This is a genomic window from Streptomyces sp. NPDC017520, assembly GCF_044329855.1.
In the GTDB taxonomy this organism is placed as follows: Bacteria; Actinomycetota; Actinomycetes; order Streptomycetales; family Streptomycetaceae; genus Streptomyces.
The window spans coordinates 295,547-321,575 of record NZ_JBIRKB010000010.1; the positions used below are offsets into that span (position 1 = coordinate 295,547).

Annotated in this window: 26 protein-coding genes and 1 riboswitch; of the genes, 14 read left to right on the forward strand and 12 right to left on the reverse strand. The window is 71.3% G+C overall.

The window, feature by feature from the left end; genetic code table 11:
- The first annotated feature begins 48 nt into the window (after positions 1–48).
- Together ACH4KB_RS24820 and ACH4KB_RS24825 are read left to right on the forward strand one after the other, a co-directional pair.
- A complete protein-coding gene (locus ACH4KB_RS24820) occupies positions 49–657 on the forward strand; it encodes a helix-turn-helix domain-containing protein (RefSeq protein ID WP_398068090.1) in 609 nt (202 codons plus the stop codon).
- A gap of 65 nt (positions 658–722) precedes the next feature.
- Positions 723–896 (forward strand): DUF6126 family protein, encoded by a 174-nt coding sequence (locus ACH4KB_RS24825; RefSeq protein ID WP_398068091.1) that lies wholly within the window; start codon positions 723–725, stop codon positions 894–896.
- A 48-nt stretch (positions 897–944) separates the two neighbouring features.
- Here ACH4KB_RS24825 and ACH4KB_RS24830 read toward each other — a convergent pair whose 3' ends face one another.
- Complete coding sequence (locus ACH4KB_RS24830; RefSeq protein WP_398068092.1) at positions 945–1,757, reverse strand: tyrosine-protein phosphatase; 813 nt, start codon at positions 1,755–1,757, stop codon at positions 945–947.
- Between the two features lie 443 nt (positions 1,758–2,200).
- Positions 2,201–2,361, forward strand: a riboswitch (cyclic di-AMP (ydaO/yuaA leader).
- A 2-nt stretch (positions 2,362–2,363) separates the two neighbouring features.
- On the opposite strand from ACH4KB_RS24830, the gene ACH4KB_RS24835 reads away from it, so the two are divergent.
- Entirely contained in the window at positions 2,364–3,335 is a 972-nt protein-coding gene (locus ACH4KB_RS24835) for a peptidoglycan DD-metalloendopeptidase family protein (RefSeq protein WP_398068093.1), read from the forward strand.
- A gap of 188 nt (positions 3,336–3,523) precedes the next feature.
- The gene (locus tag ACH4KB_RS24840) at positions 3,524–4,351 is read left to right on the forward strand and encodes an SGNH/GDSL hydrolase family protein (protein WP_398068094.1); all 828 of its coding nucleotides are present in this window, start codon (positions 3,524–3,526) and stop codon (positions 4,349–4,351) included.
- Positions 4,352–4,363: 12 nt separating this feature from the next.
- On the opposite strand, the gene ACH4KB_RS24845 is transcribed toward ACH4KB_RS24840, so the two are convergent.
- The 6 genes from ACH4KB_RS24845 to ACH4KB_RS24870 are packed head-to-tail and all read right to left on the reverse strand — an operon-like array spanning position 4,364 to position 10,602.
- Positions 4,364–5,287, reverse strand: coding sequence for an STM4011 family radical SAM protein (locus ACH4KB_RS24845; protein WP_398068095.1), 924 nt, complete (start codon positions 5,285–5,287; stop codon positions 4,364–4,366).
- A 7-nt stretch (positions 5,288–5,294) separates the two neighbouring features.
- Positions 5,295–6,677, reverse strand: coding sequence for an STM4012 family radical SAM protein (locus tag ACH4KB_RS24850; protein WP_398068096.1), 1,383 nt, complete (start codon positions 6,675–6,677; stop codon positions 5,295–5,297).
- Entirely contained in the window at positions 6,674–7,504 is an 831-nt protein-coding gene (locus ACH4KB_RS24855; protein ID WP_398068148.1) for an STM4013/SEN3800 family hydrolase, read from the reverse strand. The genes ACH4KB_RS24850 and ACH4KB_RS24855 overlap by 4 nt, the downstream gene beginning before the upstream one ends.
- A gap of 43 nt (positions 7,505–7,547) precedes the next feature.
- The gene (locus ACH4KB_RS24860) at positions 7,548–8,705 is read right to left on the reverse strand and encodes an STM4014 family protein (protein WP_398068097.1); all 1,158 of its coding nucleotides are present in this window, start codon (positions 8,703–8,705) and stop codon (positions 7,548–7,550) included.
- On the reverse strand, positions 8,686–9,645 hold the full coding sequence (locus tag ACH4KB_RS24865; protein WP_398068098.1) for an STM4015 family protein: 960 nt from the start codon (positions 9,643–9,645) through the stop codon (positions 8,686–8,688). The genes ACH4KB_RS24860 and ACH4KB_RS24865 overlap by 20 nt, the downstream gene beginning before the upstream one ends.
- A gap of 6 nt (positions 9,646–9,651) precedes the next feature.
- Positions 9,652–10,602 (reverse strand): STM4015 family protein, encoded by a 951-nt coding sequence (locus ACH4KB_RS24870; protein WP_398068099.1) that lies wholly within the window; start codon positions 10,600–10,602, stop codon positions 9,652–9,654.
- Between the two features lie 176 nt (positions 10,603–10,778).
- Here ACH4KB_RS24870 and ACH4KB_RS24875 point away from each other — a divergent pair, with 176 nt between their 5' ends.
- The 5 genes from ACH4KB_RS24875 (at position 10,779) to ACH4KB_RS24895 (ending at position 15,584) form a co-directional block, all read left to right on the forward strand.
- On the forward strand, positions 10,779–11,105 hold the full coding sequence (locus tag ACH4KB_RS24875; protein ID WP_398068100.1) for a hypothetical protein: 327 nt from the start codon (positions 10,779–10,781) through the stop codon (positions 11,103–11,105).
- A gap of 71 nt (positions 11,106–11,176) precedes the next feature.
- The gene (locus tag ACH4KB_RS24880; RefSeq protein ID WP_398068101.1) at positions 11,177–12,178 is read left to right on the forward strand and encodes a DUF6745 domain-containing protein; all 1,002 of its coding nucleotides are present in this window, start codon (positions 11,177–11,179) and stop codon (positions 12,176–12,178) included.
- A gap of 193 nt (positions 12,179–12,371) precedes the next feature.
- Positions 12,372–12,812: a PPOX class F420-dependent oxidoreductase gene (locus tag ACH4KB_RS24885; protein ID WP_398068102.1), complete on the forward strand. Its 441-nt coding sequence runs from the start codon at positions 12,372–12,374 to the stop codon at positions 12,810–12,812.
- Between the two features lie 104 nt (positions 12,813–12,916).
- Positions 12,917–14,113 carry an MBL fold metallo-hydrolase gene (locus ACH4KB_RS24890; RefSeq protein WP_398068103.1) on the forward strand — a complete coding sequence of 399 codons (1,197 nt, stop codon included), beginning with the start codon at positions 12,917–12,919 and terminating at the stop codon, positions 14,111–14,113.
- Positions 14,114–14,465: 352 nt separating this feature from the next.
- Positions 14,466–15,584, forward strand: a complete 1,119-nt coding sequence (locus tag ACH4KB_RS24895) for a pentapeptide repeat-containing protein (protein ID WP_398068104.1) — start codon at positions 14,466–14,468, stop codon at positions 15,582–15,584.
- A 760-nt stretch (positions 15,585–16,344) separates the two neighbouring features.
- Here the strand turns inward: ACH4KB_RS24895 and ACH4KB_RS24900 are convergent.
- The 3 genes from ACH4KB_RS24900 to ACH4KB_RS24910 all read right to left on the reverse strand — a co-directional run bounded on the left by ACH4KB_RS24900 (position 16,345) and on the right by ACH4KB_RS24910 (position 18,691).
- Complete coding sequence (locus tag ACH4KB_RS24900) at positions 16,345–16,743, reverse strand: hypothetical protein (RefSeq protein WP_398068105.1); 399 nt, start codon at positions 16,741–16,743, stop codon at positions 16,345–16,347.
- Positions 16,744–17,286: 543 nt separating this feature from the next.
- Complete coding sequence (locus ACH4KB_RS24905; RefSeq protein ID WP_398068106.1) at positions 17,287–18,048, reverse strand: MerR family transcriptional regulator; 762 nt, start codon at positions 18,046–18,048, stop codon at positions 17,287–17,289.
- Between the two features lie 145 nt (positions 18,049–18,193).
- Entirely contained in the window at positions 18,194–18,691 is a 498-nt protein-coding gene (locus ACH4KB_RS24910; RefSeq protein ID WP_398068107.1) for a hypothetical protein, read from the reverse strand.
- A 148-nt stretch (positions 18,692–18,839) separates the two neighbouring features.
- Between ACH4KB_RS24910 and ACH4KB_RS24915 the strand changes: the two genes are divergently transcribed.
- Positions 18,840–19,322 (forward strand): hypothetical protein, encoded by a 483-nt coding sequence (locus ACH4KB_RS24915; protein ID WP_398068108.1) that lies wholly within the window; start codon positions 18,840–18,842, stop codon positions 19,320–19,322.
- A gap of 228 nt (positions 19,323–19,550) precedes the next feature.
- A complete protein-coding gene (locus tag ACH4KB_RS24920; RefSeq protein WP_398068109.1) occupies positions 19,551–19,979 on the forward strand; it encodes a pyridoxamine 5'-phosphate oxidase family protein in 429 nt (142 codons plus the stop codon).
- A 90-nt stretch (positions 19,980–20,069) separates the two neighbouring features.
- On the opposite strand, the gene ACH4KB_RS24925 is transcribed toward ACH4KB_RS24920, so the two are convergent.
- Positions 20,070–20,849 carry an SDR family NAD(P)-dependent oxidoreductase gene (locus ACH4KB_RS24925; RefSeq protein WP_398068110.1) on the reverse strand — a complete coding sequence of 260 codons (780 nt, stop codon included), beginning with the start codon at positions 20,847–20,849 and terminating at the stop codon, positions 20,070–20,072.
- A 173-nt stretch (positions 20,850–21,022) separates the two neighbouring features.
- On the opposite strand from ACH4KB_RS24925, the gene ACH4KB_RS24930 reads away from it, so the two are divergent.
- Complete coding sequence (locus tag ACH4KB_RS24930; RefSeq protein WP_398068111.1) at positions 21,023–21,496, forward strand: nuclear transport factor 2 family protein; 474 nt, start codon at positions 21,023–21,025, stop codon at positions 21,494–21,496.
- A 91-nt stretch (positions 21,497–21,587) separates the two neighbouring features.
- On the opposite strand, the gene ACH4KB_RS24935 is transcribed toward ACH4KB_RS24930, so the two are convergent.
- Entirely contained in the window at positions 21,588–23,033 is a 1,446-nt protein-coding gene (locus ACH4KB_RS24935; protein WP_398068112.1) for a glyceraldehyde-3-phosphate dehydrogenase, read from the reverse strand.
- A gap of 423 nt (positions 23,034–23,456) precedes the next feature.
- Here ACH4KB_RS24935 and ACH4KB_RS24940 point away from each other — a divergent pair, with 423 nt between their 5' ends.
- The gene (locus ACH4KB_RS24940) at positions 23,457–25,598 is read left to right on the forward strand and encodes an ATP-binding protein (RefSeq protein ID WP_398068113.1); all 2,142 of its coding nucleotides are present in this window, start codon (positions 23,457–23,459) and stop codon (positions 25,596–25,598) included.
- Positions 25,595–26,029, forward strand: a complete 435-nt coding sequence (locus ACH4KB_RS24945) for a roadblock/LC7 domain-containing protein (protein ID WP_398068114.1) — start codon at positions 25,595–25,597, stop codon at positions 26,027–26,029. The genes ACH4KB_RS24940 and ACH4KB_RS24945 overlap by 4 nt, the downstream gene beginning before the upstream one ends.

Genomic DNA, 26,029 nt, shown 5'->3' on the forward strand with positions numbered 1-26,029 from the left:
TGAGGCAATTTATTTGCCTCAGAGGAAAGATCCTGGCCCAATGGAGCCATGAACCCTCCGGACGAAGGGGTGCCGGACGAGCTCCCCGGCGTCGCACCCCGACTGCGCGACCTGCGCCGCGATCGCGGCCTCACCCTGGAGACCGCCGCCGGCCGGGCCGGACTCTCGCCGGCCCATCTCTCCCGGCTGGAGACCGGCCGCAGGCAGCCCTCGCTGCCGATGCTGCTGGGCCTGGCCCGTATCTACGGTACGACGGTCTCCGAACTGCTCGGCGAGCAGCCGCCCGAACGGGACGCGATCGTCCGCGGCGGCGGCTTCGAGGGGGCGGAGGCCGACGGCTGGATGTACCGGCAGGCCGGCGGATCCGGCCGCGCGATGCAGGCGCTGCGGGTCCGCGTTCCGTACGGGGCCCAGGGCGACCTGGTCCGGGTCCACCCCGGCGAGGAGTGGCTGTACGTCCTGGAGGGGCGGCTGCGGATCGGGCTCGGCGACACCGTCCACGACCTCGAACCCGGCGACAGCGCCCACTTCGACTCGCTCACCCCGCACCGGATCGCGGCGATCGACCGCTGCGGCGCGGAGCTGCTCTTCGTCCACTCCCTGCTGCAGAGCCCCGCCGCCGAGCTGTGCCTCGGCAGCGCCCTTCACGCGCGCTGAACCGGCCGTCCCGGCCGGCCTCATCCTTCGCTCCACCGGCCGTGAGGCCGACCGAGAGGACCGTCATGTCCGATTCCGAGCACTACGACCCGCTGGGCCCCGGCCGCCGCCCGAACGAGGACCCGCAGGAGAAGCGGATGCCGCGCGGCGTCATCATCCGGCTCTTCGCCTACCTGGTGGCGGGCCACGTCGTCGCGGGCTTCCTCTATCTGCTCTTCGTGGTGGCCGGGAGCAAGTGACGGCGGTCGGACGACCCCCCGCCCCGGACGGATCGCTTCCCGTCCGGGTCAGCCCTGGTCGAGCAGGCGCTCGCGCAGCCGCTCCCGGGTCTCGGAGGAGACCTGCAGCCCCTCCGCCAGGTAGCGGTCCGTCGTTCCCCAGTTCTCCTCGATGGCCGTGAAGGCCGCCGCGAGGTAGGCGGGCCGCGCCCCGAAGAGCGGATCCAGCAGCTCCAGCACCTCGGGCGACATACCGGTGCCGGACGGGTCGGAGCGCTTCACGGCGTAGCGGCGGTGGAGGTCGTTGGACTTGAGGTAGTCCTCCTCGATCGCCTCCGGCTCGACGCCGACCGCCAGCAGGGCGACCGCGATCGAGAGACCGGCCCTGTCCTTGCCCGCCGCGCAGTGCATCAAGGCCGGGACGCTGTCCTCGGCCAGGGAGTGCAGCACCCGGCTGTGCTCGGCGGTGCGGTCCAGAATCGTCGCGCGGTACATCCGGATCATGCGGTCGACGCCCTTGCCGTTCGCGAGGGCCGAGCGCAACTGCTCGATGTTCCCGTCGCTCACCAGCCGCCAGAACTCCGCGCCGTCGGCCGGATCCGAGAGCGGAATGCTGATATTACGGACACCTGCCAGCTCGATGTCGTATCCGTCGAGCTGGTGGTCGGCGGAGTGGCGGAAGTCGAAGATCGTGTGCAGCCCGAGCCCGCCGAGGAAAGCCGCGTCCTCGGCCGTGGCGTGCGCCAGGTGGCCGCTCCGGTAGAGCCGCCCGAAGGCGGTGCGCCGGCCGTCCGCGGTGGGGAGCCCGCCCACGTCGCGGAAGTTGCGGACTCCGGTCAGCACGGTCTCTGTCGGCGGGACCTGCGGCACCTGCTGCGTCACGGTGGCTCCTGGGATCTCTGGCGTCGGCGCGGCTCGCCGGCGAGGGCGCTCCCGTGACGATACGACATCGATTCGACGGAAAATCATCACGGTCGCGCGCCCGGTGCGGGGTGCCGGGGTGGTCGGTCTGACTCAACGTCAGCAGCGAAGCCGATCGCGTGTCCGTATTGGTGCATTTCGCAGAACATGCCCCGCTAATGGGGGAGATGGGATTTCGGAGGTGAGCGGGATCATATCCGTGACGGTCCGTGGTGAGCGCGCCCCAGGGTATTCCCGTTGCCCGCACGGAAAGTCAAGATCCGTAATCCACGGAGTGTGACGGGAATTCCGGATCGCTATGGAACCGATGATTCCGGCGAGCAACCGATGGCTTGTTCAGCTCGTCCTGACTCGTTTACGGTCGCCGCAATCCGGACGGACCGCCTAATCCTGCCGCCGCCCGGAATTCGCACCCACCCACTCACGCGTGGCAGGAGCGGGGGAACCAGGTAAGCCGCCGATCCGGAGCGATCCGGGCCGGCTCGGGGTGAAGTCGCCGCAACGCGACCGGGCATCTCCAGCCCGAACCCGACAGCTCACCTCGCAGGCGCCGGAGAGGAACTTCCCATGCCCGCAAAGGGTAAGCACCGCCGTCCGAAGTCCGGCCCGATCTCCCGCGGCGTCCTCGCCGCGGGGACCGGCGGCGCCGCACTCGCCCTCCCGCTCATCGGCGCCACCGTCGCGAACGCCGCGGACCAGGCCGCTCCGGCCGCGAAGCCCGCCGCCGCCTCGGTGGCCGCCGCGCAGACCGCCCCGGTCACCGCCCCCGCCGCGTCGAAGGCCGCCCCGAAGACGTACGCCGTCGTCTCCGGCGACTACCTGGCGAAGATCGCGGCCGAGCACCAGCTCAAGGGCGGGTGGGAGAAGCTGTACCAGGACAACCGCTCCACCGTCGGCGAGAACCCCAGCCTGATCCACCCGGGCATGAAGCTGACGCTCGGCGCCAAGGGCTCCGCCCCGGCCGAGAAGTCCGCGGCTCCCGAGGCCGCCCCGAAGAAGGCCGCACCGAAGAAGGCCGCACCGGCGCCCAAGGCCGCGCCGAAGGAGGCCCCGAAGGCGGACACCGTCTCCGCCGACGACTCGGAGGGCTCCGGCAGCCCGTCGCGGACCGGCTCCTCCGAAGCCACCGGCTCCGGCTGGTCCGCCCCGCTGGCCAGCGCCAACGTCACCACCCAGTACCGGGCTTCCGGCGCCAGCTGGTCCAGCGGCTACCACACCGGCTCGGACTTCCAGGCCGCCTCCGGCACCCCCGTACTCGCCATCGGCCCGGGCACCGTGGTCTCGGCCGGCAACAGCGGCTCCTACGGCAACGAGGTCGTCATCCAGCACGAGGACGGCATGTACTCCCAGTACGCCCACCAGTCCTCGCTCAACGTCTCCGTCGGCCAGACCGTCACCGGCGGCCAGCAGATCGGCCTCTCCGGCTCCACCGGCAACTCCACCGGCCCGCACCTGCACTTCGAGGTCCGCACCGGCCCGAGCTACGGCTCGGACATCGACCCGATCGCCTACCTGCGTCAGCACGGCGTCTCGGTCTGACGTCTCCGTCCGGCGTCTCCGTCCGACCGGACCCGGGCGAGAAGTGATCAAGGGGCGGTGCGCTGCGGCGCACCGTCCCTCCACTTATTCCGGCTTTACCAAAAACTGACCGGGTGGTCTATCTCACCACCCGTCAACCCCGTATTACGGTCGCGTAGGTCACATCGCACGATGCAGGATAAGTGCTTGTGGCAGACGATTCGAGAAACAACCAGCAGCACACCATCGGGTCGTACGCGGCGATTGGCGACAGTTTCACCGAGGGCGTCGGCGATCCCGGCCCCGACGGGACATATCTCGGCTGGGCGGACCGCTTCGCGGTGCTCCTCGCCGACCGGCTCCCGGCTCCCGAGGGGGCGACCGGCCCCGAAGGCTCCCCGCACGGGGACTTCCGCTACGCCAATCTCGCCGTACGAGGACGTCTCCTCGACCAGATCGTCGAGGAGCAGATCCCGCGCGCCAAGGAGCTGGCCCCCGACCTGGTCAGCTTCTGCGCGGGCGGCAACGACATCATCCGGCCCGGCACCGACCCCGACGACCTCGCCGAGCGTTTCGAGCGGGCGGTCGCCGACCTGAGCAACGCCGTCGGCACGGTCATGGTCACCACCGGCTTCGACACCCGGGGCGTTCCGGTGCTGCGCCACATGCGCGGCAAGATCGCCACGTACAACGTCCATCTGCGGGCCATCGCCGACCGCTACCACTGCCCCGTGCTGGACCTGTGGTCGCTGCGTTCCGTGCAGGACCGGCGCGCGTGGGACAACGACCGGCTGCATCTGTCGCCCGAGGGCCACACCCGCGTGGCGCTGCGCGCCGCGCAGGTCCTCGGCCACGAGGTGCCCGCCGACCCTGACCAGCCCTGGCCGCCGCAGGTCCAGCGCAGCCCCTTCGACGCACGGCGCGACAACATCCAGTGGGCCCGCGAATACCTCGTGCCCTGGATCGGCCGTCGGCTGCGCGGAGAGTCCTCCGGCGACCACGTCGAGGCGAAGCGCCCGGACCTCCTGCCGCTGTAGCCGTCGAGCCGGTCAGAGCTCCAGCAGGGGAAGCGCACGCCGGGACGGGCCCGGCACCACGAGCCCGTCCGGCGGCGTGCCCCCGCCCCGGGTGTGGGTCGCCGGTATCCGCTCCAGAACACCGCCCGCGAACACGTCGTACAGCGGCAGCGACTCCAGATGCACATAGCCGATGTGGCAGTCGCACACGGCGAGCGGACAGGCCCGCGGGCCGAGCGCCCGGCGGTAGCTGCCGTCGTAGAGATTGCCCAGCTCCGCCTTGACGAAGTGACAGCGCCGCACCGTGCCGTCGCCGTCCACCGAGATCACCGACTCGCCCGTCCGGCAGGGCAGCCCCGCCGAACGGTGCGGATCACGGCTGAAGGGGAACAGCGGATCCAGCTCCGTCCACCGCGCCGCCTCCTCGTCGGTGTAGGAGTGCCCCTCGGCGGCGTTCACCCAGAGATAGACCTCCTCCGGCAGCGCCGCCCGCAGCCGCCGGGCCTCCTCCAGATGGGCGTCGAAGCCCACCACCCCCACGCTGTAGCGGATCCCCTTGGCGGACAGCTCCCGGCACTTGCCCAGGAACCTCTCGTACGGTGTCTGTCCCGGGTGATACGTGCACCAGAGCGCGATCCGCTCCGGATCGGCGTCGGCCAGCCAGTCGGTGCGGCCGCTCAGATTCGTCTGGATAGCCACCCGCCCGATGTGCGGCAGCCGCGAAAGCTCGGTCAGCGCCCGCCGGTACCAGGAGCGCACCAGGCCCTCGCCCCACGGGGTGAACAGCACGGACAGCCGGTCACCGGTCCGCTCCGCGACCCAGCCCGTGAACCGCTCCAGCGCCTCCCGGTCCGCCGTGAGCTGCGCGCGGCTGTCCCGCCGCTTGGCGAACGGGCAGTACGGACAGTCGTAGTCGCAGGAGGCGAGCGGGCCCCGGTAGAGAATCGTCAGGTCCATGGCCTCCTCACTTCCGCTCGTACGCGGCCATCGCGGCCCGCACCCCGGGGGAGAACAGCGCGGGACCGAGCGCGTCGGAATGGGCGAGGCCCGACCGGGACAGCCTCAGCAGACCGTCCGGCGCCGACGCGTCCAGCCAGCCACGGGCCGCGAACCCCGCCAGCTCTGCCGGGAAATCCACGCCCGGATCCGTGCCGAACCGTGCCCGGTACTCCGCCACCGGCAGCCCCGCCGCCTGGAGCAGCGACTGCAGCAGATACCGCCGTCGCGCCTCGTCCGCGTCGACGTACCGGCCGACCTCGGCCCGGGAGAAGTCCTCGGCGGCGGTGAACCGGTCGATGATCGACCGGATCTCCCGCATGTCCACCGCGTAGTCGAAGGAGTAGTGCAGGGCCGCCGTGTACGAACGGGCACCGCAGCCGAGGCCGATCATGCCGTCGGTCTGGCAGGCGTAGTCCTCGGGACCCTCCTGCTCCCGCGGTCCATCGGACCGCCGGAACATCCGCATCGACACCTGCTCGTAGCCGTGCGCCAGCAGATGATCCCGCCCCACCGCGTACAGCCGCAGCCGCTGCTCGTCCCAGGCGGCCTGCTCCAGGGCCTCCGCCTCGGCGCCGGCCGCCGCGCCCAGGCGGTGCAGACCGGTGAGCGGGCGGACGTACAACGGATACAGATACAGCTCCTCCGGCCGCCAGGCCAGCGCCGCGTCCAGCGAGGAGAGCCAGCTGCGCTCGGTCTGCCCGTCGATGCCGTAGATCAGGTCGATGTTCAGCACCGGGATCCGGGCCTCGCGGATCCGGCCGAGTGCCGCCTCCACATCCGCGCGGCGCTGCGGACGGACCGCCGCCCGCGCCTCCTCGGCCACGAAACTCTGCACACCGATGCTGATCCGCGTCGTGCCCCGGTCGGCCAGCACCGCCAGCCGGTCCGCCGTCGCCGTGGACGGGGAGGTCTCCACTGACAGCGGCCCCGAACGCAGGTCGGCGCCCATCCGCTTCTCCGCTATGTCGCACAGCCGCTCCAGCTCACCCGCGGTGAGGAACGTCGGCGTGCCGCCCCCGAACGCCGCCGCGGCGAACCGCACCGGCTCCTCGTCGCCCAGCGCGTCCCGCACGGCGACGGCCTGCCGCTCCAACGCGTCCAGATAGCGCGTCGTCAGCTCCTCGGGCGCGCCGATCCGGGTGAAGAGGTTGCAGAAGCCGCAGCGGATCTCGCAGAACGGTATGTGGAGGTAGAGGGAGAGCGCCTCCTTGGGCTCGGCCGCCCACAGCGACCGCAGCGACGGGCGGTCCTCCAGCGGCCGGTAGGCCGTCTTGTGCGGATAGGCGTAGACGTAACTCTCGTACGGCCGGACGGCGGTGGCCGCTTCCGCGGCGACGGTGGTGGTCATCGGGCGGCCCCCGGGGCGAGCGATGCGGGTGGTTCGAGGAAGAAGTGGGCGTACGGGACGGTCCAGACAGCCGGGTGGCCGAGCCGGTGACCGGTGTAGCCGTCGTCGCCGTAGGCCGTGCCGTGGTCCGAACAGACGATGGCGAAGCACCGGCGACGGCTGCTCGCCGCGGCGAAGAGCCGGCCGATGTGCCGGTCCACGTACTCCAGGGCCGCCGCGTGCGTGGCCCGCGAGTCACCCGCCTCACGGGTCGCCCCGGGCAGATGGAACCAGTTCGGCTGATGCAGGGCGGACACGTTGACGAAGAGGAACAGCCGCTGCTCCCGGGGGAGCGCCGCGACGACCTGCTCCGCCCTGGCCACCTGCTCCTCGAACGAGGTGGGGGAGGCGACGCCGAAGCCGGGTTCCCAGTGGCTCTCCTGAAACATCCCGGGCAGCACCGAACCGAGCGGCCCCTGGCGGTTGAAGAAGCCGACCCCGCCGACACACACCGTGCGGTAACCCTCGGCGGCCAGCCCCGACACCAGATCAGGCGTGTCGAACACGAACGTGCCGTCCGCCGTCGTCTCACTGCCCGCGAACCGCGCGGCGAACAACCGGGGATGCGGTCCCGGGTAGGCGGGCGTCGGCAGGAACCCGGCGAACATCGCCTGGTGCGAGGCGTAGGTGAAGCTGCCCGGAGCATGCCGCTCCTCCCAACCGCCCCCGGGCAGATGCCGGGCGAGGTTGGGGAGCCGCCCGGCGGCCGCCAGCTCGACGGCGACATCGTGCCGCAAGGTGTCCAGGGTGACCAGCAGCAGATCGTGGCTTCCCACGACCTCGCCCATGTCGGGCCGGCCACCACCGCCGGGCAGTGGGGACGTGTCGGGGTCAGGAAGGGGTGACGGCACGGTGGTTCCTTGCTCGGTCCAGTACGGCGGCGACCTGCGCCGCATAGGTGTCCAGGCCCTCGGCGCCGCTGCCCGGCAGACCGGTCAGTCCGGGCAGCAGATCGCCGAAGGCGTTGACCTCGCCGACGGCGAAGCGCCGCCAGCCGGCCGTGGGCAGGAGGTCGACGCCCACACAAGGCGTCCCGGGGAAGCAGGCCGCCGCCCGCTCGCACATCGCCAGCGCCTCGCGCCAGCAACCGCCGGCGGCGGCCACGGCGGCCCGGACCTTGTCGAGGTCGCCGCGCGCTCCGCCCAGATGCAGATTGGTCATGGGACTCGTGCTCGTCCGTACCACGGCGTGCGTCGCCCGGCCGCCGACCACCACGATCCGCAGATCCGCGGCCCGACCCCGCTGGGACGCCTTCGGCAGCCAGCGCTCGATGTGCAGCCCGTCCGGGGCCAGCGCGTCCACGACCGCGCCGACCTCCGCCTCCGAGCTGTAGCGCCGCACCCGCAGCGAGTTGAACAGCCGCCCCGACGCGTCCCGCTCCACGGAGGTGCTCGCCCGGACCCGGCCGGGACCCGCCGTCTCCACCGCCAGCACCCCGGAGGCGGAGGAGCCGTGCGCGAGCTTCACGAACGCCCGGGGCATCCGGTGCTCGCGCAGCAACTCCCGTACGTCGGACCAGCCGTGCACCTGGGCCGCCCCCGGGCCGGACGTCGGGGAGGCGGGCACGGGGACCCCCGCACGGTCGAGGAGGCCGTGGCACAGCCGCTTGTCGAAGAGCACGGCGATGTCACCGGGGGAGCCCAGCACCTCGGCGCCGGCGGCCGAGGCCGCGCCCGCCACCGCGTCCACCGCCGCCGTGAAGCGCGCGTACCACCGGGCCGAGCCCTCCACCCGGGTCGGGTCGTCGACCCCGCGGAGCAGCCGCTCCACCTCGGCGTCCTCACCGGGCGAATCGATCCGCACGCTCTCGCCCGCCGCGAACACCGCCTCGCCGCGCATCACCCGGAGCCAGGACACCACCCGGGCCGGTGGCAGCCCGGCGGAGCGCACGGCCTCCTCGAAGAAAGCGACCCGGCGGTTGTCCGGATTGCCGACGACCGCGAAGCGCGGCCCCGGGCCGTCCCCGCCGCTACTCGCTGACCGCGACATAGCGTTCCGGTTCGTAGTCCTCGTCGTCCGGGTCCCCGTAGTCCTCCTCGGCCTCGCCGGCCTCGACGACGGCCGGGGCACACGCGGCCCTGACGCGGTCGAGCACCGGCTCGGTGAGGTAGTGGTGGCGCAGGTCGAGCGTGGCCAAATGGTTCAGGGGCTGCCCGTTGAGCAGGGCCTCGCCGCCCGTGTCGCTCAGGGTGCCCATCGACAGCGCCAGGGTCTCCAACTGGGCGACGACGGGCGCGGAACCCACCGCGGCGGCGATCTCGTCCTGGATCTCGCTGTTCTGCAGCCCCAGGTGGCGCAGCCGGGGGAACACGCCTCCCGACAGGACCGGCCGGACGTCGTCGACGGTGGCGTCACCGCCGTACCACGAACTGCCGAACCACAGGTCCAGCCGCTCCAGCGCGGGCAGTTCGCTCGCGGCGACGGCCCGCACCACCATGCCGGGCAGGCCGCCGGACTCGAAGCGCAGCGACTTCAGCGACGCATGGCGCAGCGGGCGCAGCCCCAGGCCCTCCCGGCCGCAGCCGCGCACGGCGAACTCCTCCAGCAGCGGCAGCGCTTCGAGCACCGGGGTGATGTCGCACATCCGCAGCCAGGAGACCTCGCACTCCTCGCCCACCACATCGGCGAGGAAGAGCCCACGCAGGGCGGGGAAGCGGTCCGCGTGGGCGACGATCAGCTCCATCACCGGGGCGAACGGCGTGTACTCGTCGCTCCACCAAGGGCCGATGACGAGTGCCCGGACCCGGGTCGTGTCCACCGCCTCCAGGAACTGCTCCCACAGGGAGGCGAAGCCGGCGTCCTCGCCGTAGTCGCACACCAGCCGCCAGGCGACGGAGTCGGCGGCGGGCAGGGACCCGGACGACGGCACCGGGGTGTGGACCGGCAACCCATGGAAGCGGTCGAGATGCTGAATGCCGATATGCGTCATGGCGCCCTACTCCGAGACGGCGGTGTAGCGGCCCTCGGCACCCCGGTCGCCCCAGGGCTCGCACGTCTCGGAGAGATCGACGCGCACGCCGTGCGGCTCCAGGGCGGAACGGACCCGCTCCGCCATCGCATCGGTGAGGAAGTGGTGGTGGAGATCGAGGAGTTCCAGGTGGGTCAGCGGCTGCCCTTCGAGGAGGGCGGCCGCCCCTTCGTCGCCCAGCGTCCCGTTCGACAGGTCGAGCACCCGCAGCTGGGCGACGACCGGAGCCGAGGCGATGGCGGAGGCGATCTCGTTCTCGATCTCGCTGTTGCGCACTCCCAGGTGGTTCAGCCGGGGGAAACGGGTGCCGGCGAGCAACGGAGCGAGGTCGGTGAGGTCGGTGTCGCCCTCGTAGGCGGAGACACCGAGCCAGAGGTCCAGCCGCTCCAGCGCGGGCAGTTCGCTGTCCAGCACACCCCGCACCACCTCGGCGGGGAGACCGCCCGCCTGGACGGTCAGCGACCGCAGCCGATCGTGCTTCGTCGGCGGGAACACCAGCTCGGAGCCGCCGCGCACGCCGAACTCCGTCAGCCCGGGGAAGGCGGCCAGCAGCACGGTCACGTCCGACTGCTGAATCCAGGTGATCTCGGCTTCCTCCGCCTCCAGATCCCCGACGAACACCGCCTCCAGCGAGGTCAGCCGGTCGGCGGCGGCGATCACCAGGCCGATCGGCGCGGAGGAGGTCTCCTCGTACACCTCGCCCCACTGGCCGATGACCAGGGCCCGGACGCCGGCCGGGTCGACCTTGTCCAGGAAGTCGGCGAACTCCTCCTCCCAGGGCCGGTCGTCGTCGTACGGGTCGACGGAGACACGCCAGGCCACGGCGTGCGCGGCGGGCCGGGGGTCCCCGTCGGACGTGTGCTGGAAGTCGACGACCGGAAGGCCGCCGAACTCGTGCAGATGCTGCGCACCGTACATGGCCCTGAACTCCTGATCCTGGGGACTGCGGATGTCCGCAAGGTTTATCAAGCCGCACTGACAACGCCGCGACCGGGACCCGGCCAGGGTTGTCGCGGCGGTCCGTTGTCAGACCCTGCCCGTAGCGTTTTTCCCATGGCCGGCACAGCGGGTGCCGCGACCGAGGGGAGACGTCTGTGTACCGGCAGGGCGATGTACTGATCATGGAGTTGGAGGAGTCGGCGGTGCCCGCCCCCTTCCTGGAGGCCCCGGGGGAACGGCGCGACGGGCGGGGGAGGCTGGTGCTCGCGCTGGGAGAGGTCACCGGACACGCGCACGCCGTGCAGGGCCCCGGCCGGCTGATCCGGGAAGCGGGTCAGTTCGGCCCGATGCTGCTCCATCTCCCCGAGGGCGGGCGGGTGGTGCACGAGGAGCACGCGGTGATCCCGCTCCCCAAGGGCTGGTTCCGCGTCGTGCGGCAGCGGGAGTACGCACCCGGCGCGGTCCGCGTCGTGGCGGACTGAACGCTCCGCCAGGCCGGAGCAAGCAGAGCTTTCCAGAGCGAGCAGAGCAGAGCAGGGAACGGGGACAACCGATGCAGAACGTGAATTCCTGGCGGAGCGTGGCGGCGGCGACCGGCCGGGCGGACCGGGCGGCGGCCGAGGCCGGTGTGCGGCGTGCCTATCGCACCGCGGGCCTGGCCGAGCCGGACCGGATCATCTGGGCCGCATCGCCGCGGGCCGCCGTCGAAACGGTGGAGAAGCTGGCCGGCGCCGGACGGTCGGTGCGCGAGGAGGTCCGCACCCGCCCCTGGGCCGAGGAACGCCGCCGCATGTACGACGAGCTGGGCCCGGCGGGCTGGTCGGCGCTCTGGTCCGCCACCGGGGCCCAGCTGTGGGAGACCACGGGCGCACTCGCCGAGCGGATACGGACCGGTGTCGTCGCGGACCTGGCGCCCCGGCCCGCGGACGAGGGCGCCGTGCGGCTGGTGCTCCTGGACGCCGTGCTCGGCCAGCACGACGCCGCCTGGCTCGCCGCCTTCGACGGGCGGGGCGACCGGCTGACGGGCCTCGCGGAGGTGGCCCGCAACGCCGGCTGGTGGTGGCCCTACGAGCACGCCGCGGTCATCAGCGAGCGGCCCGACGTCCTCCACCGCGACGAGGCGGGCCGGCTCGACCACGGCGAGGGACCGGCCCTCGCCTACGGGGACGGCTTCGCCCTCCACGCCTGGCGCGGCATGCCCGTCCCCGCCGCGTTCCTGGCCGAGCTGTCCTCCCTCACCCCCGAGCGGATCCGCGCCGAGGAGAACGCGGAGCTGCGCCGCGTGATGCTGGAGTACTACGGCTACGACCGGTATCTCACCGAGTCGGGCGCCGAACCGGTCCACCGCGACGAGGCGGGCATCCTCTGGCGCATCTCCCTCGCGGGCGACGAGGACGTGGTGATGGTCGAGGTGGTCAACTCCACCCCCGAGCCGGACGGCACGTACCGCACCTACTGGCTGCGCGTCCCGCCCGCCACCCGGACCGCGAAGGACGGGGTCGCCTGGACGTTCGGACTGGACGGAGCGGCCTACGCACCGATACGCCAGACCTGACCCCGACCGTCTCGCGCAACAGCTCCCCACGCCGCTCCGCCATGCTCAACCGGACTCCAGCCACCGGGCCACCCCCACCCCCTGACCCACTGACCCATACGCCAGGTCAGCGACGATGGGACGGCGTCCTACGGACGCATCGGCGGATGCGGCGCACCGGAATCCGCCGGACGGCCCGGACGTTGCATCCTGCATGACGCGAATCGAACCGGCACAGGAAGCACTGCTCCGTCTCTTCGGTGAGCAGGACGGCGGAGTCCTGGTCACTCTGAAACAGGACGGACGCCCCCAGCTGTCCAACGTCAATCACGCCTTCTATCCGGAGGAGCGGGTGGTCCGTGTCTCGATCACCGAGGGCCGCGCCAAGACCCGTAACCTGCGGCGCGACCCCCGGGCCGGCTACCACGTCACCAGTGACGACCGCTGGGCCTGGACCGTCGCCGACGGGACCGCCGAACTGACTCCGCCCGCCGCGGCGCCCGACGACGCCACGGTAGAGGCGCTGATCACGCTCTACCGGGACGTCAGGGGCGAGCACCCCGACTGGGACGACTACCGGCGGGCCATGGTCGAGGACCGCAGGGTGCTGCTCACCCTGCGCATCGACCATGTCTATGGGCAACCGCGTTCCTGACGTCGCCGCCGGCCGGGCCGGTTGCCCCCTTCGGCATCTTCTGGGCTCGCCCTGTCGTACAGGCCGACCATAATGAGACGACACCGACTCCCTCAGGAGATGTTGTGACCGGCGCTGACTACTTGCTTCCGTTCCGCACGAAACTGCGCTCGATGCGCACCGAGTCCTTCGGGGCCGACCCGGCCGGAGCGCGGATGGAGCGCATCCGCCGCTCGCCCCATTTCGTCGACGGAGTGTTCCAGAACCCGGTGGGGGCGCGGACCAGGCCCTCCGGGTCCACCGTCGAGTTCGCCAAGATCTACTTCCACAAGGAGCAGCGGGTCCGCAGGACGCCGGCGGGCAACGTGCCCGTGCACGCCACGACCCTCGCCGATCTGGCCCTACCCCCCGCCACCGGGCTCCGGCTGACCTGGATGGGCCATTCCAGCGTGCTGGCGGAGATCGACGGGCGGCGGATCCTGTTCGACCCGGTCTGGGGCGAGCGCTGTTCCCCGTTCCCCTTCGCCGGGCCCAAGCGCCTGCACCCCACGCCGCTGTCGCTGGCCGCGCTCGGACCCGTCGACGTGGTCGTCATCTCCCACGACCACTACGACCACCTCGATCTGCCGACGATCCGCGCACTGGCCCGCACCGACACGGTCTTCGCCGTGCCCCTGGGGGTCGGAGCCCATCTGGAGCGCTGGGGCGTTCCCACGGGCCGGATGCACGAGCTCGACTGGAACGAGACCGCGACCGTCGCCGGAATCAGCCTCACCGCCACCCCAGCACGCCACTTCTGCGGCCGCGGGCTGCGCAACCAGCAGCACGCGCTCTGGGCGTCGTGGGCCGTCAAGGGTCCGGAGCACCGGGTCTACCACAGCGGGGACACCGGCTACTTCCCCGGCTTCCGGGACATCGGGGCCGAGCACGGGCCCTTCGACGTCACCATGATCCAGATCGGCGCGTACTCGGAGTACTGGCCGGACATCCACATGACCCCCGACGAAGGCATGCGCGCCCACCTGGACCTCCAGGGCGGTCGCCCGCACGGCGTATTGCTGCCGATCCACTGGGGCACCTTCAATCTGGCCCCGCACGCCTGGGCGGAGCCGGGCGAGTGGACGAAGGACGCCGGCGAGGAGGCCGGGCAGACGGTGGCGTTCCCCCGGCCGGGCGAGCCGTTCGAGCCGGCGGGGAAGCTGCCGACCGAGCCGTGGTGGCGTGCGGTGTCCCAGCCGATCACGACCCCGTGGCGGCGTCCGAAGGTGACGGACGCCCCATCGGTGCATCGAGAGGAGGTCGACCTTGCGGGTGAGCGGTGATGGCGGACGAGGGTGATCCTGAGCAGCTCTCTCAGCTGTTGAGTGACCTGCCGCGCGAACAGAGGGCCAGGCCATGGGCGGCTGTGGATGCACCCTCCCGAGGCGGACGGCCGACCGTGCCGCGACAGTGTGAGCCGCTGCCCGCCGCGCAGGGACGGCGCGGATCCTGGTGAAAACTCGCACGCTCTGATTCGTCTGTGCCGCGGCTGGGTTTCGTGATCGTTCACGAGTTCTCCGCGAACAGGGTGTCCGCTGTCCGGTGCGACTCCTCCAGCGCACCGAACCTCAACAAGAGCTCTGGAAAAGCTGACTCGTCGCATGTTCGCATCATCGGCCGGACATGATGCCGGGCATGAAGTGGGAGACAAAACGGAAGCTGGTGTGGGGCGGTTGTGTGGCTGCGGCCGCAATCTTCCTCGCGGCCCTCGTCTGGGGACCCTGGCTCCTCGAAGGCCACCACGTCCGAGACAGCAAGCTCGCACCATCCGCCGGAATCATCATCACCGGATTCCGTACCATGCTCGTCGCCCTCGCCGCCGGCGCCATCGCCGGGCTGGGGCTCTACTACACCCACCGCAATCACAAGCATGCGGAAATGCTCTATGCCCACAGCCAAGAACAGTTCGCCCATGCCCGGAGCACAGACAAGGAGCAGGCCGACCTGGCCCGCGAGGGACAGGTAACCGGCAGATATGTCGAGGCCAGCAAGCTCCTGGCGTCAGAGAAGCCAACCGAGCGCCTCTGTGGCATCTATGCGTTCGAGCGCATCATGCGGGACAGTGCAAAGGACCATCAGGCCGTTGTCGAAGTCCTGGCAGCGTTCATACGGCAAGGTGCGCAGGAGGACCGGTCTGACGACCACGGAGTTGACAGCTCACGGCCGGAGAGAGCCTCCGAAGACGTCATCGCGGCCTTCACGGTCCTCGGACGACGCCCAGATCGCACCGAAGCTTTCCGGACTGACCTGAAAATTACCGACCTGCGAGGAGCACACCTGACTGGCGCGAACCTTCATCGCGCCAACCTGGAAGGTGCTCGAATGCAGTCCGTAGTGCTGACGGAGGCCAACCTCCACAGAGCAAGCATCGCAGGGGCCAATCTTGAACGGGCGGATCTGAGGGCGGCGAACCTGCATGATGCCGATGCTGTGTCAGCGAACCTCGGACACGCTGACCTGCGGGGAGCGAACCTGCACGGTGCCCTTCTCCAAGCGGTCAATCTTGAAGGCGCGGATCTGCGTGAAGCCAACCTCCACGATGCGGTTCTGGCTCGTGCAGATCTGCTGGACGCAGACCTGCGTGGCGCGTCCTTGGCAGGAACCCACATGTCCGAGGTCAGGCACGTGACGGTCGAACAGCTAGTGCTCGCGGATCTCTACAGCTCAACCGCCCTTCCCCAGCATGTGGCTGCAGACGTCCGAGTCCAGGCTCGAATCCGAGCGTGCGAAGAGGAGCGGCGGGGCGGAAGCTGAGTCATCTCCCGCCGGGGGCCTCGCCGCGTGCCACGCCCGTGCCAGGCGCACTGACCTCACCGCCCGCCCCAGAGCACCCGGCGGCGGGATGGCTCTTCGTGGCTCGTTGACAGATCTGCTGGGGATCATGCCCCTATGGACTCCGACCTCGCCCCACCGACCACCGACCGGCGTTGGCCGTTCCGGGCCACCGAGTTGGCAAGGCCGTCGTCCCGGACGGACCGCGTCCTGCTCCCGGGTGTGAACGTATTCGCGCTTCCGGCCCGCGAGGGTGTCCGGCGCGTCGGGGGAGTTCACCTCGGTCGAAAAAGATCCTGACGACGATGCTTCATTCATTGCCCCGGACTTGCTGCTGAGCTTCTGGCGTCCGTTCGCAGCCGATGACGAGCCGGAGGAAGAGCAGGGCTGCTACTTCTACTTCGGCTCGGTCTTGCTGGCTCGGCCTGGCTACTACGACACCCCTGCTCAAACTGCGGAGCGGCTACAGCAGAGCTCATCACGGTTCCCGTCAGGATGCCGGCGGGGATCGTTTCCGCCAGAGGCCGCTGCCGATGCGGCCGTACAACTGACGCTCGATCATTTTGATCCGGTTGACGTGGCCTTCGACGGTATCGGAGCTCCACGGCAGTACCGCGCTGGCGGTGACTGCGGCGAGATATCGTTCGAGGCCGTTGACGCGGGTGTGGACGCTGGGCAGGACGTCGGTGCGGACCCCAGAACCGCGGACCCCAGAACCGCGGACCCCAGAACCACGCGCCCCTCACCATCGGAATTCACCGTCGTAGAGGCGTCGGTGCCACCAATCGCCATGCCACCGCAGGCGCCGGTGGGCATGGGGGTCGGGCAAGGTCCGGCGGCGGAACTCTACGTCCAGACGCGCCACCACGCGCCCGAGTTCGGCGCGGGACGGCTGCGGAAGCGAACGCATCGCTTCTTGCAGAATGTCCCGGGCGTTCGCCACGTCGACGAGCGAGGACTCCGGATGGGGAGAGGCTGGGAAGCACAGGTCCAGGTAGCGGCCGGGCTGTCGCAGGAACGCACGGTAGTGCCTGAGCGCGGCTTCCACCGCCCCGTCCCACAAGCCGTCCCGCAGCTCGGCCCAGGAATCACCGTGCTCACGCTCCGTGCGCTGGATCTCGGCGCAGGTGCGCTCGGACAACCCGGGAATTCGACAGGTCCACGGGCTCCAGACGGGCGGGACCGGATTTTCGGCGCGAAGCGCGCCGGGCCGTCTACGCGGCATGGGCCTTTCGGTAGGTCATCATGCTCGCGATCATGCCGGACGGCCCGACAGCCCACAAGGCCCTGTGGCCCTCACCGCCTCTCGGCGAACTCGCACCATCCGATTCTTCCGGCTCGCGCTCGCCGGCACTCACTTGTCGAACGTAGCGTCGATGAACAGCGGCCCGCACCCCGCCCTGTCGCGGACCCTCGACATCAGCGATGCAGCGTGGAGGGTCACCGCCGCTGTCGTGCACGCCGCGGTGAGGACACAACGCACCGATCCACCCTCGCGCGCCCGGCCGTCGAGCCGCGCCGATGAGCCGACCCGCCCGTGGCGCCGCGACGAGGAGCCGGTCGGCCCCGCGGAGCGGTCTCGGCGGGCCGGGGAGCGCTGGTCACGCGCGGTGCGTACACCTCCGTCCGCGCCGCTGAAGGCTGAGGGCCGCCGCCGGGTCGTCAAGCGGCGGCCCCGTCCTGGTCAGGTGAGCCGGGAAGCGGCGTACGCGTCGATGGCGGCCCGCTGGTATGCGGCCAGGCCCGGGGCGATGGCCTCGTACGCGACGCGCCACTGCTCGTTGTCCACGCAGGAGCGCCCGATCGCACGGAACTCGTCGGCGGACACCGGGTGCAGTGCCGTGAGTGCCCGGTACTGCCCTTCGATCTCGGTCTGTACGGGCTCGGCGTCGGCCGGGGCGCCGGCGGCCATGTGCTCGGCCAGCCGGATCATCAGCGCCGTGCGCTCACGCTGCCCGGCCTCGGTCTCCGCCGGGGTCATGGTGGCGGCCCGTCGGCCGGCCTCCTCGGCGAGGCCGGGAAAGTCGCGCAGGTTCTCCTCGTACCGGGAGGGCTGAACGCCCTCGAACAGGTTCTCCGGCCGGTGGATGGCGGTCATGGCGGTACCGTCCTTTCTGGACTGTTCCAGCTCGGCGATCGTGCGGGAGACGGTCGCGGCCAGGCTGTCCAGCCGGTCCCGTTCGGTGAGCAGCCGTCGATGGTGTCCGCGCAGGGCCTCCACGGTGTCCACCTGATCGGCGAGGACCCTGCCGATCTCCGGCAGTCCGACGTCCAACGCCCGCAGTACGAGGATCTGCTGCAGCAGCAGGAGCTGGTGCTCCTCGTAGTAGCGGTGGCCGTTGGAGCCGATCCTGGCCGGTGGCAGCAGACCGATCTCGTCGTAGTGCCGCAGGGTCCGGGCGGTCACCCTCGACATCCGGGCGACCTCGGAGATCGGCCAGTCCATCGCCACTTCCTCACTCCCTCACGTGCGCCTCACGAGGCCGGTTCCTCCGGCCCTGGTCACGACCGTAGAAGCTGCCGCTGCGGCAACTTCAAGTCCGCGTCCGCGCCCGTCGGAATACCGGCTCACCGGGGCATGGCGGCCGGTTTCAGCACCGGCTCTCCTCGACGGTGATGGAGAGGGTCACCGTGATGTTCTCCAGCGCCGACTCGGGCTCCGGCGGCGACACGCTCAGACAGAACGTGGCGTCGACGTCCTTCGCCGTGACCTCGAACAGGTCGACGGACGGGTCCGCGTCCTCGTCGTAGGGGTCGTTCGCGTCGTCGACGTACACGATGCCGCCGGTCGTGGGGCCTTCGCCGCTCTCCTCCAGCGCGTCGCGGATCAGACGGTCGTAACCGCCGGTCCAGGTGCTGAAGGTGTGCCGCTCCGACTCCAGATCCCGGACGGCCGTGTGCACGGCGTCGCGCAACTCGCCCTCGCTCCACGAAGAACTCGCGTGGAGGTAGTACATGCCCCCGGCGGCGAACAGGAGGGAGCCGATGATGAGGGCGACACCGACCGGATTGTTCGGGTTGTAGACGTATCGACTTGTCCCCCAGTTCGAGCGGACGAATATCGGCTCGTCTTCATGGTCCTTGCTCATGTGCGCGAGCCTAGAGCCTCCCGTTCGGGCCATGCCGGGCCGGTCTCCGCCGGGCTGCGGAACTCGGACGGGCCGCGGTGTCCCGGCATGCACCCGGCATCGCCCGCGATGCAACGATCGGGGGCCGGTGAGCGTCTCATCGGGTGTGATGGATCTTCCCGAGACCACGAACCCCGTCGACACCCAGGACGAGCACCAGGACGAGCACGAGGACGAGCGCGTGCGGTCCGGCCCGCTGTGGCGTCATGCGCTGTGGGCGGCGCTCGTCACCGCCGCCGGAGTGACGCTGGGGTGGTTGGGCGCCCTGTTCCGCATCGGTCCGGAGGAGTACGGCCTGCCGCCCGCCGCTCCGGGAGCGCTCTGGCCCTATCTGCTCGCCTGGGCCGTGATCGGTCTGGTGCTGGGCGCCATCCTGCGGTTCGTGGCGGCCAAGGTGCCGGTCTACTCCCCGTCGGAGGTCCTCCTCGGCACCGTCATGATCGGCACCCGGCTGTCTCTGGGCTGGCGGCCGGAGCCCCTCGAAGTCGCGGGCCTCGCCGCCGCCGCGCTGCTCCTGGTGGCCGTCTGGTGCGCCGTCGCCCTGCGTGGGGCGACCGTTGTACGACGGTCCCAGGACGCTCCCACCCCTTAGGTCCGGTCGATGAACTGCCGTCGTCGTCCGGAGGGCGGCCCCGCGGGGTCAGGCGGCGGTTTGACGACAGGGCCTGGAAGTCTGTGCGCCGGACCGCCGGGTGTCTCGCGGCGGCCGCGAGGTGCCCCGTACGACACGCCGCGCACTCCGGCGCCGGTGACGGGAGACAGGCCCGGCGCGCGGGGCACACTGGGGCAGCCCCCGAATCCCCGCACGAAGGAGCGCGCAGTGGCACTCACCCGTGAGGAGCGCGAACAGTTCCTCGCCGAACCCCATGTCGCCGCCCTGGCCGTCGCGTCGCGGGGCAGCGACCGGGCCCCGCTCAGCGTCCCCATCTGGTACCAGTACGTGCCGGGCGGCGACGTGCGCATCCTCACCGGCCGCACCTCCCGCAAGGCCGAACTGATCGACGCGGCGGGCCGGTTCACGCTCCTGGTCGACCGGCTGGAGCCCACCATCCGCTACGTCTCCGTCGAGGGGCCCGTCGTCGACACCCGCCCCGCCACGCGCGCGGACCTGGAGGAGGTGTCGGCGCGTTACCTCGCGGCCGAGATGGTCGCCGGTTACGTGGACTTCGCCTGGGAGAACCACGGCGAGCAGGTGGTGATCACCCTGGGCCCCGAGCGCTGGGTCAGCTCGGACCTCGGCCAGGTCTGAGCCCCGGCCGTGCGGCCCGCGCGGCGGGTTCTCCCGCCGGCCTCGCCCGGACGCGGCGTCGGTACCGACTCGCTTTCGCCGGAGACGGTGTCACAAGGCGTGCCCGCCGGCTACCTGCAGCACCTGTCCGGTGATCCACCGCGCTTGGTGGGAGGCGAGGAACACGACGGCGTCGGCGATGTCCTCCGGCTCGCCAACCCGCCCCAGGGGGATGGCGAGCCGGGCCCGGTCGATCAGGGCCGCGTCCATCCAGCCGGTCTGCACGGGCCCGGGGGCCACGGCGTTGACCCTGATCCCTGAGCGCCCGAGATCGAGCGCGGCAGCCCTGGTGAACGCCTCCAGTGCCGCCTTGGACGTGCCGTAGCCGATCTGCCCGGGGAAGGCGCGCGCAGCATCGGTGGAGATGTTCACCACGCAGGGCGACCGGTCGGGGCGGGCGCGGTGGGCGAGTGCGGACGTGAGCAAGGCCGGAGCGGTGACATTGACCCGGTAGTGGCGCTCCAGACCGCACGCGGTCAACGCGTCGAGGGTGTCCGGACTCTCGCAGTGGGCGGCGTTGTTCACCAGCACGTCAACGGGCCCGAGCCGGCCTTCGACCTCGTCGAACAGGCGATCTGCGACGTCCGGGGCGGAGAGGTCGGCCGCGACGGTGATGGCGTCGCCCAGCTCCCGTACGAGATCCACCGCCTCCTCGGCCGGCGGAATCGCATGCTCCCAGCGCTTTCCCGGAGGAGGCTCCTGCTCCGGGACGTAGTGGTGCACGGCCACGCGGGCGCCCTCGGCGGCGAAGGCACGACTGATCGCTCTGCCGATTCCTCCACTTCCCCCGGTCACGAGCACGATGCGTCCGGCGAGACCTGTTTCGATCATTCCTGAAGCATCGGGGGCGCGTCTGCCCCACGCAAGCCGCTTCCAGCCCGATGCCTCCGGAGCGCGCTACGCCCGGCCGCTGAGGGGGGCCGGACGGCGATGCCGGGTGATGCTTTCCGGGGCCGCCGAAAACAAGTCGTGTGCCCCCGGGGGGCGTTGGTAGGAATGGGCGCATGGAAGCCGATGCGCTGGATCCCCTGGACCGTCTGATCGCCGAGCGAGCCTGTGAGCGGCTGGTCGTCGAGTTCGTCCGCACACTCGATCTGGGTGAACCCGGCGACGTGGCGGAGCTGTTCACCCCCGACGGGGTCTGGGAATGGGCCGAGGGGGACCGGCGGATCGAGGGCCGGGACGCCCTGCGCGCCTACTTCGGCGGCCGTCCCGCCGACCGGCTCTCCCGCCGCCTGTGCACCAACATCCTGGTGAACCTGACGTCCGCGACGTCGGCGAGCGGGAGCACGTACTTCACGACGTACCGCGTGGACGGTCATGCCGGCGGCATGCTGCCGCCGCGCCTTCCCGTCCAGGTCGGACGCTACGAGGACACCTTCCGGGAGGTCGACGGACGGTGGCTCCTCGCCGAGCGGGCCACATTCCTCGACTTCGGAGGGCCGACCGAACGGCTGGGGCCGGCCGCCCCGCGCTGAGGCGACCGCCCGCCCGCGCCGCTCACACGCCCGGTGCCCGGCAGGGACCTGCCGGGCACCGGGGGCGTACGCGCACCAGAGCGTGCCGGGGTCAGACCGCCGGGGCCGGGTAGGTCGGGTACTCCACTCCGGAGACGTGCTGGACGACCCGGATGACCTGGCACGAGTAGCCGAACTCGTTGTCGTACCAGAGGTAGAGGATCGCGTTGTCGCCGTCGACCTTGGTGGCGCCGGCGTCGACGATCGAGGCGTGGCGCGAGCCGATGAAGTCGCTGGAGACCGCGTCGGGCGCGCTGATGAAGTCGATCTGACGCTTGAGCGGCGAGGCCAGCGACACGTTGCGGAGGTAGTCGAGGACCTCTTCACGGGTGGTCTCGCGCTCCAGCCGCAGGCTGAGGATCGCGATCGAGACGTCCGGCACCGGGACGCGGATGGAGCTTCCGGTGATCGGGGCGTCGAGGTCGGGCAGCGCCTTCGCCACGGCCGAGGCGGCACCGGTCTCGGTGATGACCATGTTGAGCGCCGCCGAACGGCCACGGCGGTCGGAGCTGTGGTAATTGTCCAGCAGGTTCTGGTCGTTGGTGTACGAGTGGACGGTCTCCACGTGCCCGCGCAGCACGCCGTACTCGTCCGCCATCGCCTTCAGCGGCGGCACGATCGCATTGGTCGTGCAGGACGCGCAGGACAGGATCCGCTCGTCCGGCTTGATCGTGTCGTGGTTGACCCCGTGCACGATGTTCGGGACGTCGCCCTTGCCCGGTGCGGTCAGCACGACCTTGGCGATGCCCGCCCGGAGGTGCTTGGAGAGGCCCTCGCGGTCGCGCCACCGGCCGGTGTTGTCGATCAGGATGGCGTCCTTGATGCCGTACGCCGTGTAGTCGACCGCCGTCGGGTCGTCGGAGTAGATCACCTGGATCTCGTTGCCGTTGGCGATGATCCTGCTGTTCGCCTCGTCGACGGTGATAGTGCCCTGGAACTGGCCGTGGATCGAGTCGCGCCGCAGCAGCGACGCGCGCTTGACGATGTCCTGACCGGAACCCTTGCGGACGACGATGGCCCGCAGGCGCAGGCCGTTGCCCGAGCCGGCCTTCTCGATGAGCAGGCGGGCCAGGAGTCGGCCGATGCGGCCGAAGCCGTAGAGCACCACGTCACGCGAAGCGCGGCGCTCGATCTTGTTGTCGCCCGTCGCCCCGGCGACGGCCTCCGCGGTGAACTCCTCGACGGAGAGTCCGCGCCCGTCGGCCCGGTACGTCGCGGCCAGCATGCCTATGTCGATCTGGGAGGGGCCGAGATCGAGCGTCGTCAGAGCCTTCAGGAAGGGCATCGTCTCGGTGACCGAGAGCTCCTCGCCCGCGATCTGCCGGGCGAAGCGGTGCGTCTTGAGGATGCTGACCACCGACTTGTTCACCAGGGAGCGGCTGTGCAGCAGGACATTGACATCCTGCTCGCGGTGCAGCTTCCCGATGATCGGGATCATCGACTCCGCGATCTCCTCGCGGTGCATCCAGTTGGTGAACGAGTCGTCATTGACAGTCACAAGTTTATCTTTCGAGCTAGGCGGCGCTCATATGGTAACCGGCCGCCTCCTCGCGCCGTCGGGTGGTCCCCTGCCTGCGGGTGAACCCCATGCGGGTGCCCGTCGGGCGGCCCCGGCGGGCCTGAAGTGTCCAGCATGCGGGCAGCCTGTCGACGTCTCGGGCCGAATCGGGGTCAAGGCGGCGCAATCGGGCGCGCGTGCGAGTGGTCATACCAGAGTGGGACGGATGGCGGGCAAGTTCGACAACTGCCCGTCGCGCATACGTCATTGACGACTACCGTGTGTGCCCGGTGATCAACGGTGGGCTCATGACGTTCGGGCCTGCCCGACCGATGACCCGCGCCTGACCGACCACCGTAGGGGCCACCGCATGGACGCCGGCACGACCGCCGATCCCCGGTGCCCCCTGTACCTAGGACACTGATGTCTCAACTTCGCGCCCCCGACGCGCGACCGGACCGCCGTGAAGGCGGGCGGCACGGCCGCCCCGGCACGCGCGCCCACTCGGCCACTACCGGGCCGCGCGCCGCAGGGCCTCCCCCCGACGCCCGCATACGGCCCCAGCTGCTGCGGACCGCACTGCTCCCCGCCGTCGCCGCCGTGCTCAGCGGCGCCGCGGCCGTCATCTTCACCGTCCGCGCGGGCGCCGTGGACGCCTCGCCCAGCCTCTGGGCGGCGCTCGGCGGCTCCGGCGCGCTCGCCGTCGCCGCCGTCGCGGCCGCCTACCTCGGCGCCAACCGCGTCGCCGGCCAGGTGCTCGACCGGGCCCTCGCGCTCCGGCGCGCCAGCGCCCAGGGCCAGGCCGAGCTGCAACGGGTGATGGAACAGCTCCGCAACGGGGAAGCCGCCACCGCCCGGCCGCCCTCGCAGCCCCCCGCGCCCGGGGCCGACGCCTTCGACCTGCTCGGACAGGAGATGGCGCGGGCCCAGGAAGCCGCCGTCGCCGCCGTCGTCCAGGCGTCCCAGCTCTTCAGCAGTGCCGGCAACGAACAGAAGGTCGAGGTCTTCGTCAACCTCGCGCGACGGCTGCAATCCCTCGTCCACCGCGAGATCCAGATCCTCGACGAGCTGGAGCACGAGGTCGAGGACCCCGACCTCCTCAAGGGACTCTTCCACGTCGACCATCTCGCCACCCGGATCCGCCGCCACGCGGAGAACCTCGCCGTGCTCGGCGGGGCCGTCTCCCGGCGGCAGTGGAGCAACCCGGTCACCATGACCGAGGTGCTCCGCTCGGCCATCGCCGAGGTCGAGCAGTACCCCCGGGTCAAGCTGGTCCCGCCGATGGAGGGCACCCTGCGCGGCCACGCCGTCGCCGACGTGATCCACCTGCTGGCCGAGCTGGTCGAGAACGCCACGGTGTTCTCCGCCCCGCACACCCAGGTCCTGCTGCGCGTCCAGCACGTCACGGCCGGTCTCGCCCTGGAGGTGGAGGACCGCGGCCTGGGAATGCCGGACCACGAGCAGAAGCGGATGAACGCCCTGCTCTCCGACCCCGACCAGGTCAACGTCGGCCACCTGCTCCAGGACGGCCGGATCGGGCTGTTCGTCGTCTCGGCCCTGGCCCGCCGCCACGGCATCGCCGTCCGCCTCCAGAGCAACATCTACGGCGGTACGCAGGCGGTGCTGGTACTCCCGCAGTCGCTGCTCGGGACCGACCCCGACGCCCCGCGGCCGCCCGACGCCGCGCCCGTACCGCCCCCCGGCGCCGTGCACCGGCCGCCCGCCGAGGCCCGGGCCCCCGCCGCCCCGCCGCAGAGCGGTACGGCCCGGCCTTCGCGTCCGGCCCAGGCGTCCACGGACGGATCGCACCAGAGGCCCGGCCACGGGCAGAACGGCAGCCCGCGGTCGGCGGCCGGCGATCACCCGCAGAACGGCCGCCCGCAACCGCCCGCGGGCGACGCCCCGCCCCTCCCGCTGCGGGCCGAACGCGTCGACCGGCCCACGCCGCACGCCTCCCCGCCCGAGCACGGCGGCCGACCCGCCACGGCGGCCGCCCACGAACGCGACGACCGCCCGGCTCCGTCGCGCTCCCGGCCCGAACTGCCCAAGCGGACGAACCAGGAATCCCTCGTCCCCCAGTTGCGCGAGGCACCAGCTCCCCGCGTCGAGGACGAACACGCCCTGCACGACCCGGGTCTCATGGCGGCCTTCCGGCGCGGTGTCGATCTCGCGGAGGCCCAGACCGCCCAGGAAGAGAGCCCCGACGGCGGATACGGGGGTCCTGGCGACACGGGGGCCGGGGGACAGACCGCCCTCGACGCCCCGCTGGAGTCCCTCTCGCCCCTCCCCGTACGCGGAGCCACCGCCCCGCCCTACCTCCCCGGCCCGGCCGAGGCGTCGCGGGCTGATCACGCACTGCCCGCGGCCGGCCTGCCCGTACCGGACGGCTACCCGCCCGATGCGTACCCGCACGACAGCCCCGCGTACGGGCGCGGCACCTACGCCGAGAGCCCCCACGACCGTGCCCCGGGCGAGCCCGGAGCGTTCGCGTCCGACCCCTTCCTGCCGGGCCGGGTTGTCCCGGAACCCCGAAAAGACGCCACCTTCAAGGAGCAGACACCATGACGACCGAAATGCCGTCCGGTCAGGTCTCGGACCTGGACTGGCTGCTGAGCGGACTGGTCCAACGCGTGCCCTACACACGCAGCGCGGTCCTGCTCTCCGCCGACGGGCTGGTGAAATCCGTGCACGGCATGGACCACGACAGCGCCGACCACATGGCGGCCCTGGCCGCCGGCCTGTACTCGCTGGGCCGCAGTGCCGGGGCCCGCTTCGGCGACAACGGGGACGTACGGCAGGTGGTCGTCGAGCTGGACTCCACCCTCCTGTTCGTCTCCACCGCCGGATCCGGCACCTGTCTCGCCGTCCTCTCGGGACGCGAGGCGGACGCCGCGGTGCTCGGCTACGAGATGGCGATGCTGGTCAAGAGCGTCCGCCCCTATCTGACGACTCCGCAGCGGCAGCCGGCCGGGGCCCCGTTCACCCCGGGGCGCTGA

What these genes read in the sequence shown, in the direction of transcription:
- ACH4KB_RS24910 (WP_398068107.1), bottom strand. Translation starts at nt 18,691, where the DNA reads ATGAGCAAGGACCATGAAGACGAGCCGATATTCGTCCGCTCGAACTGG.
- ACH4KB_RS24870 (WP_398068099.1), bottom strand. Translation starts at nt 10,602, where the DNA reads ATGTACGGTGCGCAGCATCTGCACGAGTTCGGCGGCCTTCCGGTCGTC.
- ACH4KB_RS24880 (WP_398068101.1), top strand. Translation starts at nt 11,177, where the DNA reads ATGCAGAACGTGAATTCCTGGCGGAGCGTGGCGGCGGCGACCGGCCGG.
- ACH4KB_RS24930 (WP_398068111.1), top strand. Translation starts at nt 21,023, where the DNA reads ATGGAAGCCGATGCGCTGGATCCCCTGGACCGTCTGATCGCCGAGCGA.
- ACH4KB_RS24915 (WP_398068108.1), top strand. Translation starts at nt 18,840, where the DNA reads ATGGATCTTCCCGAGACCACGAACCCCGTCGACACCCAGGACGAGCAC.
- ACH4KB_RS24850 (WP_398068096.1), bottom strand. Translation starts at nt 6,677, where the DNA reads ATGACCACCACCGTCGCCGCGGAAGCGGCCACCGCCGTCCGGCCGTAC.
- ACH4KB_RS24945 (WP_398068114.1), top strand. Translation starts at nt 25,595, where the DNA reads ATGACGACCGAAATGCCGTCCGGTCAGGTCTCGGACCTGGACTGGCTG.
- ACH4KB_RS24925 (WP_398068110.1), bottom strand. Translation starts at nt 20,849, where the DNA reads ATGATCGAAACAGGTCTCGCCGGACGCATCGTGCTCGTGACCGGGGGA.
- ACH4KB_RS24845 (WP_398068095.1), bottom strand. Translation starts at nt 5,287, where the DNA reads ATGGACCTGACGATTCTCTACCGGGGCCCGCTCGCCTCCTGCGACTAC.
- ACH4KB_RS24855 (WP_398068148.1), bottom strand. Translation starts at nt 7,504, where the DNA reads ATGGGCGAGGTCGTGGGAAGCCACGATCTGCTGCTGGTCACCCTGGAC.
- ACH4KB_RS24865 (WP_398068098.1), bottom strand. Translation starts at nt 9,645, where the DNA reads ATGACGCATATCGGCATTCAGCATCTCGACCGCTTCCATGGGTTGCCG.
- ACH4KB_RS24895 (WP_398068104.1), top strand. Translation starts at nt 14,466, where the DNA reads ATGAAGTGGGAGACAAAACGGAAGCTGGTGTGGGGCGGTTGTGTGGCT.
- ACH4KB_RS24835 (WP_398068093.1), top strand. Translation starts at nt 2,364, where the DNA reads ATGCCCGCAAAGGGTAAGCACCGCCGTCCGAAGTCCGGCCCGATCTCC.
- ACH4KB_RS24905 (WP_398068106.1), bottom strand. Translation starts at nt 18,048, where the DNA reads ATGGACTGGCCGATCTCCGAGGTCGCCCGGATGTCGAGGGTGACCGCC.
- ACH4KB_RS24885 (WP_398068102.1), top strand. Translation starts at nt 12,372, where the DNA reads ATGACGCGAATCGAACCGGCACAGGAAGCACTGCTCCGTCTCTTCGGT.
- ACH4KB_RS24940 (WP_398068113.1), top strand. Translation starts at nt 23,457, where the DNA reads ATGTCTCAACTTCGCGCCCCCGACGCGCGACCGGACCGCCGTGAAGGC.
- ACH4KB_RS24825 (WP_398068091.1), top strand. Translation starts at nt 723, where the DNA reads ATGTCCGATTCCGAGCACTACGACCCGCTGGGCCCCGGCCGCCGCCCG.
- ACH4KB_RS24860 (WP_398068097.1), bottom strand. Translation starts at nt 8,705, where the DNA reads ATGTCGCGGTCAGCGAGTAGCGGCGGGGACGGCCCGGGGCCGCGCTTC.
- ACH4KB_RS24820 (WP_398068090.1), top strand. Translation starts at nt 49, where the DNA reads ATGAACCCTCCGGACGAAGGGGTGCCGGACGAGCTCCCCGGCGTCGCA.